We start from the raw sequence: 16,171 nt of genomic DNA, 5'->3' as shown, positions 1-16,171 counted from the left end.
CGCTTGGAGCGGATGTATTGTTCTCGATCGACAAAGAAGCGCGCAGGGTTGTCATTAAGTTCGACTTGCAACTCGCAAATGTCTACGTTACGGATCCGGGTCAACTTCCAGCGTGGGCAATCGACTACTTAGGCAACAACTCTCCGTATTTCTATCAAGTGAAGGAAGTCTTTCGGCGACAACTGGAGGAAAAACTTAACGAGGCAGCTCATGCCGTTGACGCTTTTGTGCTGCATAGCCTGTTGTTCAACAACACCGACGCCGTGCAAATGAAAACCATAGATGTACAGGCGGATATGATCAGCTTCGGCTCCATCAGCCCACGCCTGACCACCTTCGCCATTGACCCGTCAGAAAAGCTCCTGGGTTACGGTGCCACCCACACCTTCACCACAAACCCTGTAGTGGCCGGTTTGAAATGGAGCGTCAGCAACCTCGATGGCAGTTCCACCGGCGCCGGCCAGATCGATGCCGACACCGGGCGCTACACCGCACCGGGCGTGGACCAGATCGGCGGCACCTACAAAAGGGTCAAAGTCACCGCCACCGGCACAGGCAGCAACCCCCATGTCAGCAAGGCTCTGGTCACCATTGCTGCGCGAGCAGTGACGCTTAATCCACTGGTACAAACCTGCCAGGCCTCCGATAGCCAAACTGAGACGCGTCAATTTACCGCCAACTCCCTCAGTGGCGCATTGAAGTGGACGGTGATCGGTGATGGACGCATTCCGGAAAACGCCAACCCGGATCGCACCAATGTTTACACCGCGCCAACGAAGCAGGATGTGGGCGTTAGCAAGCGTTCGTTCACCGTTGACGAAGTGAAAGTGACGAATACGGCGACGCAACAGACGCAGTCTTCTTTTGTTGTGGTCACCCATGACAAACAGAACCTGGTGCTCAACATGGAGGTGCAGGGGACTAATCAGGCCAAGTTCTCTGCAAAGTTCAACGGACAATCGTTGGATCCCACCTGGGGGCTTTTTCCGGTAACAGGTGCAGGCTCAATTGATTCGACCGGACTCTATACGGCAGACTCAAAAAGCGTACACCAGTTTGTGATTATTACTGCCAGAGCTTCTATGGGGGATTTCTTCCTGGGAGATGCTTTCTCCATTCAAGCCTTGCCACTTGGTGCATTGCCTGAAAAACCAAATCCAGAGGTAGCTCAGGGTTCGCTCGACGGACTTCCGCAGATTTAATACGGCTGTTTTGTAGATACACAAAAGGCGTTGTCGAGCCTTCTGAAAAGTTCAGAGGGCTCTCCAAATGCACAAAAATTATTGTTGTAGAGGGTAACTATCATGACCAGCAATTCACTCGCCAGTATTCTTGAGAAGATGAAAGACCGTTCCATTACAGAAAGATGGGGCGCTGTATGTGCGTTCGATCGTGAACGTCTTAATCGGGTATTGCTTCAACAATGGTTGGAAAAGTATGACGGTACCAATTATGTGCCGGTGTTCTCCGGTGAAGTGCATTTAAACGAGTCCAGGACGGAAAAAGGCGTCCTGAGCGATGTGATGATCGGTAAACCGTTATTGTCTTTTGAGCCGGCGGCGCTCGACAACTCGAGAGCCATTTTGACTTTCAGTATCTTGGGCGGCTCATTTACTGCCCACGAGATCAACTCCGGCGTGATGTACAGCTACCAGATCACTGAGGCTCAGGGGTACACGCTGAAAATCAAACTGGACCTGTCCCTGGTCGTAGGTGCGATCGATCGGCTCGGGCGCGTTACGCTCGATCTGTCCAAGGGCACTGAATTTGTCTGCAACCTGGCGGGACCAGTGGCCAGCCAACAAAAAATCGGCGAGTTCTTTCAGGCAAAATTCAACAATCTGCCTCCTGAGCGCCAGGTCTACGAACTGGGCATTCTCGACCTCAAGGGCGGCAGTGACCTGAGCCCCACCAATTTCATCATCCTGACCCAGCGGGCCCCCGGCGCGGAATTGCCCGGTGCGATGAATGTCGGTGATGGCGCCGTGGTCGTCATGATCAAGCTGCGCGGTAACGCCATGGGCGGTGATATCCCCTCCAGGGACCGTTTCCCTTACCTGATTCCCGACGATATGGAAAACGGCGTTCGCAAATACTCGGCGACCATGGTCCTGACCAGGGAGTTCATCGAGCGTTCCGACGAAGAGAAACTCGACCTGATCCGCAGCGTCCTGTTCCCGGGTGAGAAGAATGTGTTTATCGAACATTCTCGCCACACACCGCATGACATGGTGATCTTCGGCAGCCTTGACCCCTCCCGGACTTCGCTGACGATCGAACCTGGGATGCACAGCCTCAAGGCCGGCGGGAGCCCGGTGTCGTACAAGGCCTTTTTCAACGGTGCGCCGGCCAATGGCGTGACGTGGAGCGTGAGAAGCCTCAATACCATTGAGTCGGCGGGCAGCATCAACCCGACTACCGGGGTGTATCAGCCGGTATCGGCGGCGAACCTCGGCAAGGAGTCGGTGCGCAACATCGTCACCGCGACGTGGACCGAGCCTGCCAACGGCGACATTCCAGCCCGGCTCCATCGCGTGTCGGCCTTGTTGTTGGTCACTGCCGAGGCCATGACCCTTTCACCGGGTTGTGTACCTCGTCAGGTAGCTGGCCCTCAAGTGACTTTCGTGGCGACAGCGCTCAGCGGCAGCACACTGACCTGGAGCCAACCGGCGTACGGCACCTTGGTTGCCACCGGTAATACCGCGACCTACACACCACCGACCAACGCCGACGACTTGCCGGAACACCTGATGGTGCAGCCGATTGAAGTGCGCGATAGCTCCGGTGAAACCGTACGTGCCTGTGTGGTGTTGTCGAAATTCCCGGCCACCATGACGATTGAACCGGCGTTCGTGAGTTCGATCGCGCGTTCGGCAACGGTAAAGCTGGAAACGATTACCGATGCCCCGCCCGAGTTTGAACGGCGCTGGGAAGTGCTGGGCGATGGCACAGTACAAGATGGTGTGTTCACTGCGCCAACCAATAGCTCGTTGCCATTTAGCGTGGTCAAATGCGATATCTCCTACGCCGGGATGATCGTCAGAACCGGCTACAGCATCATCAAACTGAAAAACATCAATGAGGAACGAAGCTGGACGAATCTCACCAAGTTCGAACTGGCAGCACTGCGCTCGGATAAGGTCTACGCCAACGGTTATCAACAGCTCGAACTTGAAGTCCACATCCAAACCGATGGCCTTCCTCTGACAGCCGAGGAAGAGGACACGATGATGATTTATCACCGTCGTTCTGCACAACAGGTCGCTGAGGTTCCGCCCGGTCAAGAAGGTATCCCGTACGATCCGGAGGCTCCGTTACTGTGGGCCCAAACGCGGATTCCCAATCGATTCAAACCCTATCCTGGCAACCTGCAAGACGACACAACCCGCGCTACTGCTACCCCGAACCTGATTACGGTCTATTTGCTGACACGTGATACGCAAGTCACTGACTTCTACGCAACTATCGATGCCCCAGGAGGGCCACTTCGTTCGGACCAGCACCCCGGTAATGAAAAAGGCACCATCAAGCTGACACCGGTGCCATCACCTGACGTGCATGCGGACTCCTTCAAGTTGACACGGCGTCGTGTTGAGGGGGGCGGCCTCGACGATCCGGAAAACGGCGAGGACGAAGATGCATTCGACAAGTTTCTGGAAACCACGGACTACTTCACGCTGACCTACAAAAAAGACGGGCAAGTGGCATTGGATTTCGCGGCGGTCGAATTTCAGACTATTGGTCCGCTCGAGTCTGCAAAAACTTCGATCGTCAAATGGGAAAGCCCGTTCGATAACGAAAAAATGTTCACCTACACCGGTTACGCCTTCAACGACCCAAGGGTTCCACGTGACGAGAAAGTCATGGCGTTTGACTCGATCATCAAAGCCAACCCCCGTCTCAAGTTGGTACTGAACCACACCCTTGACCGTTCGCTGGTCACAGGTGGCTTCCTGATTGGCGTATTCCGCCGCATCGATATTCGCCAGGCGGTTTCGAACGGACAGCCTGGCAACCCGGACCTGTATCCACTCAAGGAAGGCTTGAAGGTGATCCTTACCGATACCGAAGGCCATCGTCATCCGGTTCGGATCAGTTTCCCGGCGAATAACCGCAACCGGCCTTTCGTCGAACCGCTTTTCGAAAATTGAAGACATGCGCGGTGCTATTGCACCGCGCTCGCACCTTCCATTCGTTTTCAACTGTCGAGATTAGAACATGAGCATTTCAAACGAAGAAAAAACCGCCGTTCATTCCAATGCATTCAACTTTCAAAGCTTCGTTCAGTCGGGCGTCGATCCGCGCACCGGCTTGTACACCGTAGGGCTCTCGCTGCATGACGTGGAAGTCAATGACCTGCGCGGACCGGTCGTGCCTTTGAGCCTGAATTACAGCCCGGTCAGCACAATCAACAATGGCTATGGGTCAGGCTGGCGTGTGGCCTTGACTCAATACACGCCCAGTACGCAAATCATCGCGGTGCATTCGGGGGAAAGCTTCAAGGTCACCGGCAACTTCGCAGGCGAGGGGGAGCCCACGCGCCTGAAGATGAAAGAACAGAAAATCCAGAGCTTCAAGCTGTATCAGCTAACCGGTGATCCACTGGGTGATTTCAAGGTAGTACACACGTCCGGCCTGGTGGAAATCCTCAAACTCACCGGCACCACGCCGCAAGTCGCGATGCCGGTGAAGATGTATTCACCGATGGGTCATGAAGTGACCCTGGCTTATCAGGCCGCCGGTGAAGGCCGCATGTTGAGCACGATCAGAGACAGCCAGGGTCTGTTGCTGGAAGTACTCCGTAATCTGACTGCCGGCACCGTCGAGATCCGTCTCAAACCGGTGCTGGGCGTGCCATTGGCTGTTTTCAGCCTGCATCTGGAAAGCGACCGGATGACGCGCATCACCCTGCCGACCGCGAACGGCGCCGGTTGGCGTTTTCTCTATGGGCTGGAACGCGAACAACTGTGCATCAAGGAAGTCTGGACGCCGCTGGGTGCCCACGAAACGATTCAGTACAACGACGCCGGTCATGGCTTTCCGGGTAACCCCGGTTACCCCAATCTGCCGAGGGTGACCGATCATGTCACCGAACCCGGCGGTGGTCAGCCGGCGGTTGCAGTGAAATACAGCTACAGCGACAGCGGCAACAACTTCCTCGGCTACAACTCAACGGTCGATTGGAGCGATGACGGTGAAGACAACCTCTACAAAATCATCGGTAACTACACCTATGGTTCTACTGAAAGTCTGATGGTCGGTTCCAGTGCGGTACGAACCGTGGCGCGCACGTTCAACCGCTTCCATTTGTTGACATCGGAGGTGACGAAGCAGGGGACTCACCAACAGACTGTCACGACCACTTACTACGCCAACGACACTGATTCGTTCGAGAACCAGGTCCGGCAATGTCAATTGCCCAAGCAAGTGGTGACGCGTTGGGAATTGACCAATGATGCTCGGGAGTGGCGTGAAGACAAGGAGTTGAGCGAGTACGACATCCACGGCAACCAGACCTTGAGCGTACAGGCCAATGGCGTCAGCGAAAGCACGTCCTACTATCCGGCCGAAGGGGTCGCGGGCGATTGTCCGGCAGACCCTTACGGTTTTGTCCGCCACGTGCGCGAGAGCACTGTGACTCCTGCGGCTGACTCCACGCGTGTGCCTGATCTGCAAGCGGGTGCCCCCGTTCTGCGCACTCGCTATCGGTATGTGTCCCAACTCGCAATCGGCAGTGGTACGACGCCTTGGGTCGCGCTGGCGGAAGAGCGTCGGCTGGTGGTGGACGGGCAATCCGAAAACCTGTTGGAGCGTACGGTCAATACCTATATCAATGAGCGGGGCAACGCCTTCCTGCACGGGCAACTGCAACGCAAGGCAGTGACCCTGGGGAGCGCTTCGGGTTATACAACTTTTACCGATTATGCCTACAGCAAGCAAAGCGCGACTTATGCCACGTTCGCCGGTGAAACCGTGCTGCGCACGGAACAGACCCTGAGCACCGATTTCGACAATGTCAGCAAAGTCATTACCGAAGAACGCTCACTCACCAGCGGCCTGCCGGTATTGACCAGCGACAAGGATGTAAAAATCCGTTCGACCCATGACGTGTTGGGCCGCGTATTGACCGAAACCGTGGCACCGGACAGCACCGACAACGCCGCGACACGAACCTACAGCTATCACTTGATCCGTCCGGCGGGGCAGGGTGAAGCTCCAGTCACTCAATTGGCCAACCAGGAAGTCGAGAACGTCAAAGGTGTAAAAACCCGCACCCTCTTCGATGGCCTGAGGCGCGCCGTCAAGGAAGAACAACATGACGTCGACAACGCGGGTAGCCGGCCGCCGGTCTATCGCTCTATCTACGAGGCTGCCTACAACGCCTTGGATGAGTTGACCGCTGAAACCGAAATCGACTGGCTGGAGCTCGAGGACTTGCGGCTGACCAGCCGCTACACCTACGACCTGTGGGGTCAGCAAGACAGCGTCACCGCCCCTGACGGCGTGAAAACCCATACCCGCAACAACCCGCTCACCTTCACCCAGGAAGAGTGGATCGAGGGTATGGGAAAGACCGTCACAGTCTCCAACCGCTTCGAAAAACCGGTCAGCGTCGAACGTCTGGATCTGGACAACAAGCGCATCAGCCTGCACAGCTACAAGTATGACGGACTGGGGCGAACCGACTCCGAAAAGAATGCCTCGGGTTTCGAAACCCTGTACAGCTACGACCACTTCGATCGCATGATCGAAACCACGTTGCCGGACCGTGCCAAGGTGGTGCGCCAATATGCCGGCCACAGCCGTGAAGACCTGCCGACCCTGATCAGCGTCAACGGCACGGTGCTCGGTACACAGGCATTTGATGGGCTGGGGCGGATGATCGAGTCGGTCACGGGGGGGCGTGTGACCACCTATGAGTTCGACTCCAGCAACAGCCAGCCTGACCGCGTCATTCGCCCCAGCGGTGATGTGATCGCCTATGAGTACATGCCGGAGCTGACGGAGGAACCGGTCAAACGTACGGCGATTCCAAAATCCGGAGCGTTGGCCCCCATCGAAGCCACTTACGAATACGATCGCAAAAACGCTCGGTTGCTCGAATCGTCGGAACAAGGCCTGGCACTCATCCGCACTTACAACAGCCAGGGTGAAGTGGCCACCGAGACACGCGACCAGGACGACCAAAGCTACAAGATGGAGTATGTGCACAGCCGGACCGGACGACTGCTGCGTTACACCGACGTGCTGGGTCAGGTCCAGCATTACGAGCATGACGCCTCCGGGCGCATGATCTGGACCGAGCTTGGAGAGGAAGGAACGCCGGGCCATGTGAAATCGGTGTTTACGTACAATGACCAGGGACTGACGGCGAGTATCCATACCGAGGATTCGACGGCTGGACAGAGCCTGACCATCACTCTTGAATACGACTCACAAGGCCGCGAGACACTGCGGGTATTTGACTTTGGTGGCTCAGCCCAACGTTTGAGCCAGACCTGGAATGGTCTGGATCAGGTGGAGCGCCGTTTGCTCAGCGAAGGCGCCGCGCCGGACGGTGCGACGCTGCGGGACGAACGTTACGAGTATGAGCTTCGAGGACGTCTTGAGTACTACACCTGCGCAGGGCCGCAATCGCCTGTCGATCCTTATGGCAAAACGATCCAGGAGCAGGAGTTTTACTTTGACGCGATAGATAACCTTGAAGAGGTGAGGACCCACTTCCAGGGCGGCAGCAATCGAGCGAAGTACGTCTACAACAAGGAAGACCCCGCGCAGTTGGGCGCCATCACCAATACTCATGCCGATTACCCGAATGCGGAACAGATCTACGACGACAACGGCAATCTGCTGCAAGACCGGGAGTTCATTTTGAGCTACGACTACCATGGCCGCCTGGAAAGTGTCAGCACTCTCGGTGGTGGCTCGGCGAAAACCTACGGTTACGACGGTGAAGACACCTTGTCCAACGTACGCGGCGACGCGGGTAACGAGCAGCTTTTCTATCGTGGCGATGAACCGGCCAATCGCCTTGATGGCGACCAGCACAGCACGTTCGTGTTTGGTGGTGGAGTTGCGCTCGCCGAGCGCCAGGCAGGTGCTGGCCCAAAGTCCTGATGCTTGCCCCCGACGACAAGAACAGCGTGTTGTCGGAGGTGAGCGGGGCGGGGCGCAAGTCGCGGGCCTATTCGGCGTATGGCTACAGTGCCGATGACGCGACGACCGATAGCGGGCTTGGCTATAACGGCGAATTGCGTGATTTGACCACCGGCCATTACATTCTGGGCAAGGGCTATCGGGTGTTCAGTCCGCAAATGATGCGGTTTTACAGCCCGGACAGTTGGAGCCCGTTTGGGGAGGGGGGGGTGAATGCGTATGGGTATGTTGCGGGGAATCCGGTGATGCATTCGGATCCGACGGGGCATTTCAAGCAGCTGGCGATTTTGCTCTTGGGTACATTGATGCAAGCCCCCGATCCATCAACGGTGGGTCGAGCAGCGCGCAACCTATCTCAGATAGATGACCCGCTGGCAGGTTGGACCATGCATACGACTACCGGATCTACGCGGCTGTCAGCTGGTACACCAAGCCCGCGTGCCACAACTAGCGTAAACGTTTCACAGAATATTGCTTCTCGTTCTGTGGACGTTGGGAACGTACCGAAAGCTGGAAAAAAAGTGGGATTCGACCCTCAAACTGAGATTTTCGAGTACAAACAAAGAATGGGACCAGAGCACTGGACAACCAAGGCTGATGAAAGGCGAGCAGTGGCTGAAGTCATGAGTGAGGAACAAGCAACGACGAGAGCGGCGGGGCCCTCAAACTCCAATCGCCCATCGACAAATCCTGAACGAACGGTACGAGTACAAGAGCGTATCAGGCAAGACAACCCTAAAAAATTAACTGTCAGGCAGCAAGCTATGCTCAGGCGCGCCCAATAATAGTCGGAGATGAAAACGCTTTTTCTCTCACACTCGTTAACGTACGAGCGTTTTCTACGAAGAGCGCCGTGACGCAATACTTACATTCTCAACCCACTAACCCGCGCAAACTCCATCAACCCACCGTCATGGCCAAGTCCCAACTTGTCCATGGCGGTTCTTTTTTGTCGGCTGATGGTTTTTTCACTCCTGTTCAGCTGCGCGGCGATCTGCCGGCCGGACAAGCCCTGCACAAACAATCGCACCACCTCCAGTTCCCGCTCGGAAAGACCCGCCACGGGAATGTCCCGGCCAGAGGCGGACAAAGTCTGCGCCTGCACAATCGCGGCAAAGCTCGGGCAAAGGTATTGATGACCCCTGGCGACGCCATGCACCGCCTGTTTCAGTTCGCTCAAGGCGCTGCGCTTGTCGAACAAACCACACACCCCCGCATTGAGCAGTGCCTGCAGCAGCGACGGATTGCGCAACATGGTCATCACGATCAGCGGAATATGGCTGAAGTGACGTCTCAGGTAGCCCATCAACGCCAGCCCGTCGGGAACGTCCCCATGAGGCATCGAATAGTCGCTGATCAGCACGTCGCACGGCGTGCATTGCAGAAACCCGATCAGCTCATCGGCGTTATGGGCCTTGGCCACAATCGAGAAGGCCGGAGCGGACAGCGCCATTTCAGCACCTGTCAGTACCACTGGATGATCGTCGGCGAGGATGATGCGCAGCGCGCTGTTCGGGCGGTGCCCGCGCGACACGGGCGTATCGTCACAGGCACTGTCACGGGTGGAGTTAAGCGAAGTGGTTCGGGACGTGTAGGGCAGGCTCATGAAATGTCTCACAGGGGTCGATGACACGCCGACCACTGCGCAGACACTGGCTCAGGGCATTTGAATCAACCCTTGTTCCAGCGCCATGACCATAGCGATCCAGCGCGACCTCACGCCGAATTTTCGGCGAATGTTGCAAAAGTGATAATTCACCCCGGCCTCGGTACAGCTGACGATCTGGCCAATCTCCCAGGACGACTTGCCAGCGGCGCTCCACTGCAAGACTTCTTTTTCCCGGGTGGTGAGTCTGACGGGTTTGGTTTGCTGTCTCTCCTGGGGCAGGAAGTTGACCTGGGCGGGTGATGATCGAACTGAAGCCGTATTGGCGCGGTACATAATTGAATCTCCCATTCATCATCATTGACGGCGAGGGCGCGGCAGAATCTTCCTACTACGTAATGGCGGGTTCGCGCGGCCGTCCTTCAGACACCTGTGCAGGGCTGGAGGCACGGTTGTTTTATAGCGCGATTCAATCGCCATGGAACCTGTCACAAATTACAGGTGGCGGACTTTAATCAGACATCATGGAAATGGCTGTCAGCGGAAGCGCCTAGGTTTGTAGGACATATCTCAGAGTTTTTCCTTTTGCAGATCGAGCGCTAAATTTTTGATTGACCGGGATTTTTGTTTTTGCGGAAGACGATTCCGATGGTAAAAAGTCTGGCCAGAAAAACGCAGACGACAGGCCTGGCCATCGCCAGGCAGCGAGGGGTCCGTCTGTCGCCGTGAATGCCGTGCTGGCGCGTTGCGCGATTTGAGATAGGGTTGTGATTGGGAACCCGCGCGACTGGAGAAAGACATGCGCTATTCAGCCTTGACCCAACGAATTGCCGGCGACGGGGCGGCGGCCTGGGAAATTCATGATCGAGCGCTGGAATTGCGCGAACAGGGCGTCGACGTGCTGCTGCTGTCGATCGGCGATCCGGATTTCGATACCCCGCAACCCATCGTTCAAGCCGCGATCGACAGCTTGTTGGCAGGGGATACGCACTACCCTGAAGTGCGCGGCAGTCGAGGCTTGCGCCACAGCATCGCCCGCCGGCATCGGCAACGCAGCGGTCAAGCCGTGGATGCCGGGCATGTGATCGTTTTTCCGGGGGCGCAGTGCGCGGTGTATTCAGTCGTCCAATGCCTGCTCGATCCGGGCGACGAGGTGATCGTTGCCGAACCGATGTACGTCACTTATGAAGGCGTGTTCGGGGCTTGCGGTGCCAAAGTGATTGCGGTGCCGGTCAGGCCGGGCAATGGTTTTCGCGTCGACCCGGCCGATGTCGCCGCACGGATTACCGCGAAGACCCGCGCCATTTTACTCAACAGCCCGAACAACCCTTCCGGCGCCAGTCTGTCGCTGCAGACGTGGCAGCAATTGGCTTCGCTGTGCATTCGTCACGACTTGTGGCTGATCAGCGACGAGGTCTACAGCGAGTTGTTGTATGAGGGCGAGCACATCAGCCCGGCCAGCCTTCCGGGCATGGCCGAGCGCACCGTAACGATCAACAGCCTGTCCAAATCCCATGCCATGAGCGGTTGGCGGGTAGGCTGGATGATCGGCCCCCAAACCCTGGCCGAACATCTGGTGAACCTGTCGTTGTGCATGCTGTTCGGCATTCCGGATTTTGTGCAGAACGCCGCGCAACTGGCGCTGGACCAGGACCTGCCGGAGGTCACGCAGATGCGCGAAGAGTATCGCCAGCGCCGTGATCTGGTGTGCGCGAGCCTGGCGCATTGTCCGGGCATCCGCCCGGTGCGCCCCGATGGCGGGATGTTCGTGATGGTCGACATACGCCAGACCGGGCTCTGCGCTCAGGGTTTCGCCGAACGACTTTTGGAAGGCTACGGGGTGTCGGTGCTGGCGGGCGAAGCCTTCGGACCGAGTGCGGCGGGGCATATTCGGATCGGTTTGGTGGTCGATCGAAAGCAGTTGGCCGATGCGTGCCGGCGGATTGCGCTGTGCGCGATGGACTTGCTGGAGCCGCGTCGCGCTTGAGGTGATTTGCGTTTGATGGGTGGGCCCCATCGCGGGCAAGCCCGCTCCCACAGGTTAAGTGGTGTACACAAACATTGTGTTCGACACCGATCACTGTGGGAGCGGGCTTGCCCGCGATGGCTGCCTGACAGACGCAGAAAATTTCAGGCCTTCCACGCCCGACCATTCACCAGATTCGCCGGTCGCTCACCCGTCAGTGCCGCCAGCAGATTGTCCACCGCACACCTGGCCATGGCTTCCCGTGTTTCATGGGTCGCCGAGCCGATGTGCGGCGTCGCTACCACGTTGTCCAACTGCAACAGCGGCGAATCAAGATTCAAAGGTTCGCGCTCGAACACATCCAGCCCTGCGGCGCGAATTTGTCCCACACGCAAGGCCTCGATCAGCGCCGCTTCATCCACCACCTTGCCTCGGGAAATGTTGATGAAGATGCTTTCCGGGCGCATCAATGCAAATTCCTCAGCGCCGATCAGCCCTTCGGTTTCGGTGGTCAGCGGTAGCGTCAGGCAAATGAAATCCGCCTGCTGCAACAGCTCGGTGAGGCTGCGGTATTGCGCGTTGAATCGTTGCTCGACTGCCGGTTTTGGCGAGTGGCTGTGATAGATCACCGGCATGCCGAAACCGAAATGCCCGCGCTGGGCCAGGGCTTCGCCGATGCGGCCCATGCCGATGATGCCCAAGGTTTTACCGTGTACGTCGCTGCCGAAATGTGCGGGGCCGATGTTGCGGGTCCACTTGCCTTCACGAATCATGTTCGCCAGTTCCACGACACGTCGGGCCGTGGCCAGGATCAATGCAAAACCGGTGTCGGCGGTGGTTTCGGTGAGCACGTCCGGCGTGTTGCTCAGCAGGATGCGCCGCTCGGTCAGGTAGTCGATGTCGTAGTTGTCGACGCCGACCGAGACGCTGGCGATGGCTTCAAGGTTGGGCGCCAGATCGAGCAGTTCGGCATCGAGTTTCAGGCTGGCGCCGAGCAAGCCGTGAGCACAGGGCAGGGCGTCGCGGAGTTTGCCGAGGCCTTTGGCATCGAGGCTGTCGATCAGTGTCACGTCGGTGTGCTCATGCAGGCGAGCCATGAGCAACGGCGAGAGTTTCTTGTACAGGACGACCTGTTTTTTCATCTTCATGATCTCAACTTCAACTCAGGAATGGGCTGTGAGGGGACGCGCTAGCGTGGGACGCTCCCGGTCGCTGGCGCCGGGCTTGAGGAACACCGTCAGCACCACCGACAGCATCAGCGCGCCGCTCATCAACAGGTACGATGCACCCGGCGAACCGGTGGAACTGTTGAGGTAACCGACCAGATAGGAGCCGCCAAACGAACCGAGCGCGCCCATGCTGTTGATCAACGCCATCGCGCCGCCCGCGACGTTGGCCGGCAGGATTTCCGGGATGATCGCGAAGAACGGACCGTACGGCGCGTACATGCAGGCGCCGGCAATCACCAGCAGGGTGTAGGACCACCAGAAATGTTCGGCACCCAACGCGTAGGAACCGTAGAAGGCGAACGAAGCGATAAGCAGCGGCGGCCAGACGAAACGCTTACGTTTTTGCAGTTTGTCCGAGCCCCAGGACACCAGCAGCATGCCGATCACCGCCGCCAGGTAAGGCAGCGCCGACAGCCAACCGGCCTCGACCATGTCCATTTGCGCACCGGCCTTGAGGATCGACGGCAGCCACAGCACGAAGCCATAGACACCGATGCTCCAGCAGAAAAACTGCAAGGCGAGGATGATCACTTTTGGTGAACGGAACGCTTCGGCGTAGTTTTTCACCGCTTTGATGCCGACCTGTTCTGCGGCCAAGGCGCTTTCCAGATCCTGCTTTTCCTGGTCGCTGAGCCACTTGGCCTGGGACGGACGATCATCGGCCAGACGCCACCAGATGAATGCCCAGAGCACCGCCGGCAAACCTTCGATGATGAACATCCAGCGCCAGCTGTAGTGCTGCACCAGATAACCCGAGACCACCGACATCCACAGCATGGTCACCGGGTTGCCGAGGATCAGGAAGGTGTTGGCCCGCGAGCGTTCGGCACGGGTGAACCAGTGGCACAGGTAGATCAGCATCGCAGGCATCACCGCGGCTTCGACCACGCCGAGCATGAAGCGGATGACGATCAGCCAGTAAGCGTTGGAGACGATCCCGGTCAATGTTGCAAGGCTGCCCCACAGGATCAGGCTGACGAAAATCAGCTTCTTGACGCTGTGTTTCTGCGCGTAAATCGCCCCCGGCACCTGGAAGAAAAAGTAGCCGAGGAAAAACAGCGCGCCGAGCATCGACGACAGGCCCGGGGTGATCATCAGGTCGGCGGCCATCCCAGAGGCGGCGGCAAAACCGTAGTTGGCGCGATCCAGATACGCCAGGCTGTAGGTGATGAACACGATGGGCATGATGTACCACCAGCGGCGGGTGGCGAGCGTTGCGGTTTTCATGGGTGGTGCTCCTGAGCTTGTTGTTTTTGTTGCAGCAGGTGTTTGGATCTTCGGTGACTGTTCCGGCCTCATCGCGGGCAAGCCATGCTCCTACAAGAGCATCGCGTTTCCTTGTAGGAGCAAAGCTTGCTCGCGATTGGCGGCCTCAAACTCAACGGACATTTCTGATCGGGTAGGCAAACCCTCCATATCCCCCCGACTTTGCACCGCTCGGCTACCAATCCAGTTGGCCCGTTGCACGGCGTCGGCAAAACTGTGGTTTTCCAGCAGGGCGCTGATCATGCCCACGGCAAACCCATCGCCGGCACCGACCGTATCCACCACCGTTTCAACCGGCACGCCAGCGACAAAACCGGCATCCAGTTGAGTGCGGTAATAGGCACCGTGCGGTCCAAGCTTGATCGCCACGGCTTCAGCGCCCTGATCGAGGTAGAACGCGGCGATGTCGGCCGGGTCTTCGAAACCGGTTAGCAAGCGACCTTCACTCAACCCCGGCAGCACCCAATGGGCGAGGGCGGCGAGGCGATTGATCTCGGTGATCATCTGCTGCTCGCTGGCCCACAGGCTCGGGCGCAGATTGGGATCGAAGGACACGCTGCGCCCGGCTTCGCGCATGCGCGTCATCAGTTCGAATGACATCTGCCGTGCCGTTTCCGACAACGCCGGCGGAATGCCGGTAGCGTGCAGATGCCGAGCCTTGAGCAAGTCGGGAACGATCGAGTGCGGCGACAAGTGACTGGCCGCTGAGCCGCGACGGAAGTATTCGACGACAGGATCGCTGCCATCGTCAGTGCGCGACTTGAGCTGAAAACCAGTGGGGTGCGCGGGGTCGATGTCGACGTGGCGGCAATCCAGACCTTCCTTTTCCAGGGTGTCGATCACGAAACGACCCAGAGAGTCGGCACCGACGCGACTGAGCCACGCCACGTTGAACCCCAACCGCGACAAACCAATAGCGACATTGCTGTCGGCCCCGGCGATATGTTTGTGGAAAGCATTGACGCTGGCCAGATCACCGGCCTGCTCGGCAACCAACATCGCCATGGTTTCGCCGAACGACAGGATATCGATCTCAGACATGAGCGCTCTCCAATTGCGATTGGCCGAGGTGGGCGAGGGCGGCGACGTGTTCGGTGGTCAGTTGCACCAGGTCATCACCTTGCAGCGGATATTCCGCCGCCCGCATAACGCCTTGGGCCATGTGCCGCAGCAGGTGTTCCCACTCCTGCAAGTCACTGGCGGCGGGCGGGATGGCGACGAGTTTGCCGTCGGTGCGGCGCGTCACGGCTTTGCAATGCACATAACCGACATGACGACCCAGCAACCGCGCGGCGATGGCGGCGGACTGATCCTGCCAATGCCAGTTGCCGATATCGAAGGTCATTTCGATCGGTAGGTTGTGTTGCTCGACTTCAGCGAAGAAACGCTGGAAGGGTTCGATGCGGCCACCGTGCAGGGTCTGGTCGTTTTCCACCAGCAATTGCACCGCGCTATCGCCAAGCATACGGGCGAGGGTTTGCAGGTCGCGGTTGTCGGTGAAATACCCCAATGAGACTTTCAGCCACTTGGCGCCGAACGCCTGGGCACGTTGCAGCGCCGTGAGCAGTTCCGGATTGGGCTTGGATTGGCCGGCCAGCCATAACTCCATCGGCGAGGAATACACACTTTCCAGGCCCTCGGCCTGAGTCGCGTCGGCCAGGTGGGCGGGGTTTTCAAAGGTCAGCAGCTCTTCACGCCATTCGATGCGCGTCGCGCCGGCGGCAGCCAGTACCGCGATGAAACTGCCCTGGCCGCGCTGGCGCACCAGATCGGCGCCGTAGCTGGACAGGCTGATGGAGACGGCGGGTTTGTTCATTGTTTTCTACCTCTGAAACCGGTTTCATCTTTGTTCAAAAAAATTTTGCTTTGCTAATCAGGACGCCATCGCGAGCAGGCTCACTCCTACAATGGGACTGTATTCACAAGTCCACTGTAGGAGTGAGCCTG

11 protein-coding genes are annotated in these 16,171 nt (G+C 57.9%); 5 read left to right on the top strand and 6 right to left on the bottom strand.

Going from position 1 to position 16,171, the window contains the following annotated elements:
* Nucleotides 1–17: 17 nt before the first annotated feature.
* From ACM110_RS06220 to ACM110_RS06205, 4 genes are all read left to right on the top strand, one after another.
* A complete protein-coding gene (locus ACM110_RS06220; protein ID WP_416127064.1) occupies nucleotides 18–1,202 on the top strand; it encodes a hypothetical protein in 1,185 nt (394 codons plus the stop codon).
* Nucleotides 1,203–1,304: 102 nt separating this feature from the next.
* Nucleotides 1,305–4,151, top strand: a complete 2,847-nt coding sequence (locus ACM110_RS06215; RefSeq protein ID WP_416127063.1) for a hypothetical protein — start codon at nucleotides 1,305–1,307, stop codon at nucleotides 4,149–4,151.
* Between the two features lie 67 nt (nucleotides 4,152–4,218).
* Nucleotides 4,219–8,118 carry a sugar-binding protein gene (locus ACM110_RS06210; RefSeq protein WP_416127062.1) on the top strand — a complete coding sequence of 1,300 codons (3,900 nt, stop codon included), beginning with the start codon at nucleotides 4,219–4,221 and terminating at the stop codon, nucleotides 8,116–8,118.
* Nucleotides 8,118–8,942, top strand: coding sequence for an RHS repeat-associated core domain-containing protein (locus ACM110_RS06205; RefSeq protein WP_416127061.1), 825 nt, complete (start codon nucleotides 8,118–8,120; stop codon nucleotides 8,940–8,942). The genes ACM110_RS06210 and ACM110_RS06205 overlap by 1 nt, the downstream gene beginning before the upstream one ends.
* A gap of 80 nt (nucleotides 8,943–9,022) precedes the next feature.
* Here ACM110_RS06205 and ACM110_RS06200 read toward each other — a convergent pair whose 3' ends face one another.
* Both ACM110_RS06200 and ACM110_RS06195 read right to left on the bottom strand, forming a co-directional pair.
* Entirely contained in the window at nucleotides 9,023–9,763 is a 741-nt protein-coding gene (locus ACM110_RS06200; RefSeq protein ID WP_416127060.1) for a response regulator, read from the bottom strand.
* A 51-nt stretch (nucleotides 9,764–9,814) separates the two neighbouring features.
* Nucleotides 9,815–10,099, bottom strand: coding sequence for a helix-turn-helix transcriptional regulator (locus ACM110_RS06195; RefSeq protein ID WP_416127059.1), 285 nt, complete (start codon nucleotides 10,097–10,099; stop codon nucleotides 9,815–9,817).
* Nucleotides 10,100–10,562: 463 nt separating this feature from the next.
* On the opposite strand from ACM110_RS06195, the gene ACM110_RS06190 reads away from it, so the two are divergent.
* Nucleotides 10,563–11,750, top strand: a complete 1,188-nt coding sequence (locus tag ACM110_RS06190) for a pyridoxal phosphate-dependent aminotransferase (protein ID WP_416127058.1) — start codon at nucleotides 10,563–10,565, stop codon at nucleotides 11,748–11,750.
* A gap of 143 nt (nucleotides 11,751–11,893) precedes the next feature.
* On the opposite strand, the gene ACM110_RS06185 is transcribed toward ACM110_RS06190, so the two are convergent.
* From ACM110_RS06185 to ACM110_RS06170, 4 genes are all read right to left on the bottom strand, one after another.
* Nucleotides 11,894–12,871, bottom strand: a complete 978-nt coding sequence (locus ACM110_RS06185; RefSeq protein WP_416127288.1) for a 2-hydroxyacid dehydrogenase — start codon at nucleotides 12,869–12,871, stop codon at nucleotides 11,894–11,896.
* A gap of 21 nt (nucleotides 12,872–12,892) precedes the next feature.
* Nucleotides 12,893–14,185, bottom strand: a complete 1,293-nt coding sequence (locus ACM110_RS06180; protein WP_416127057.1) for an MFS transporter — start codon at nucleotides 14,183–14,185, stop codon at nucleotides 12,893–12,895.
* A 90-nt stretch (nucleotides 14,186–14,275) separates the two neighbouring features.
* Nucleotides 14,276–15,265, bottom strand: coding sequence for a sugar kinase (locus ACM110_RS06175; RefSeq protein ID WP_416127056.1), 990 nt, complete (start codon nucleotides 15,263–15,265; stop codon nucleotides 14,276–14,278).
* Entirely contained in the window at nucleotides 15,258–16,040 is a 783-nt protein-coding gene (locus ACM110_RS06170; protein WP_416127055.1) for a sugar phosphate isomerase/epimerase family protein, read from the bottom strand. The genes ACM110_RS06175 and ACM110_RS06170 overlap by 8 nt, the downstream gene beginning before the upstream one ends.
* Nucleotides 16,041–16,171 lie beyond the last annotated feature (131 nt).

The sequence above is a fragment of the Pseudomonas sp. NFX98 genome, assembly GCF_047784845.1.
Classification (GTDB): Bacteria; Pseudomonadota; Gammaproteobacteria; order Pseudomonadales; family Pseudomonadaceae; genus Aquipseudomonas.
This window is presented reverse-complemented; position numbering and strand designations above follow the sequence as displayed.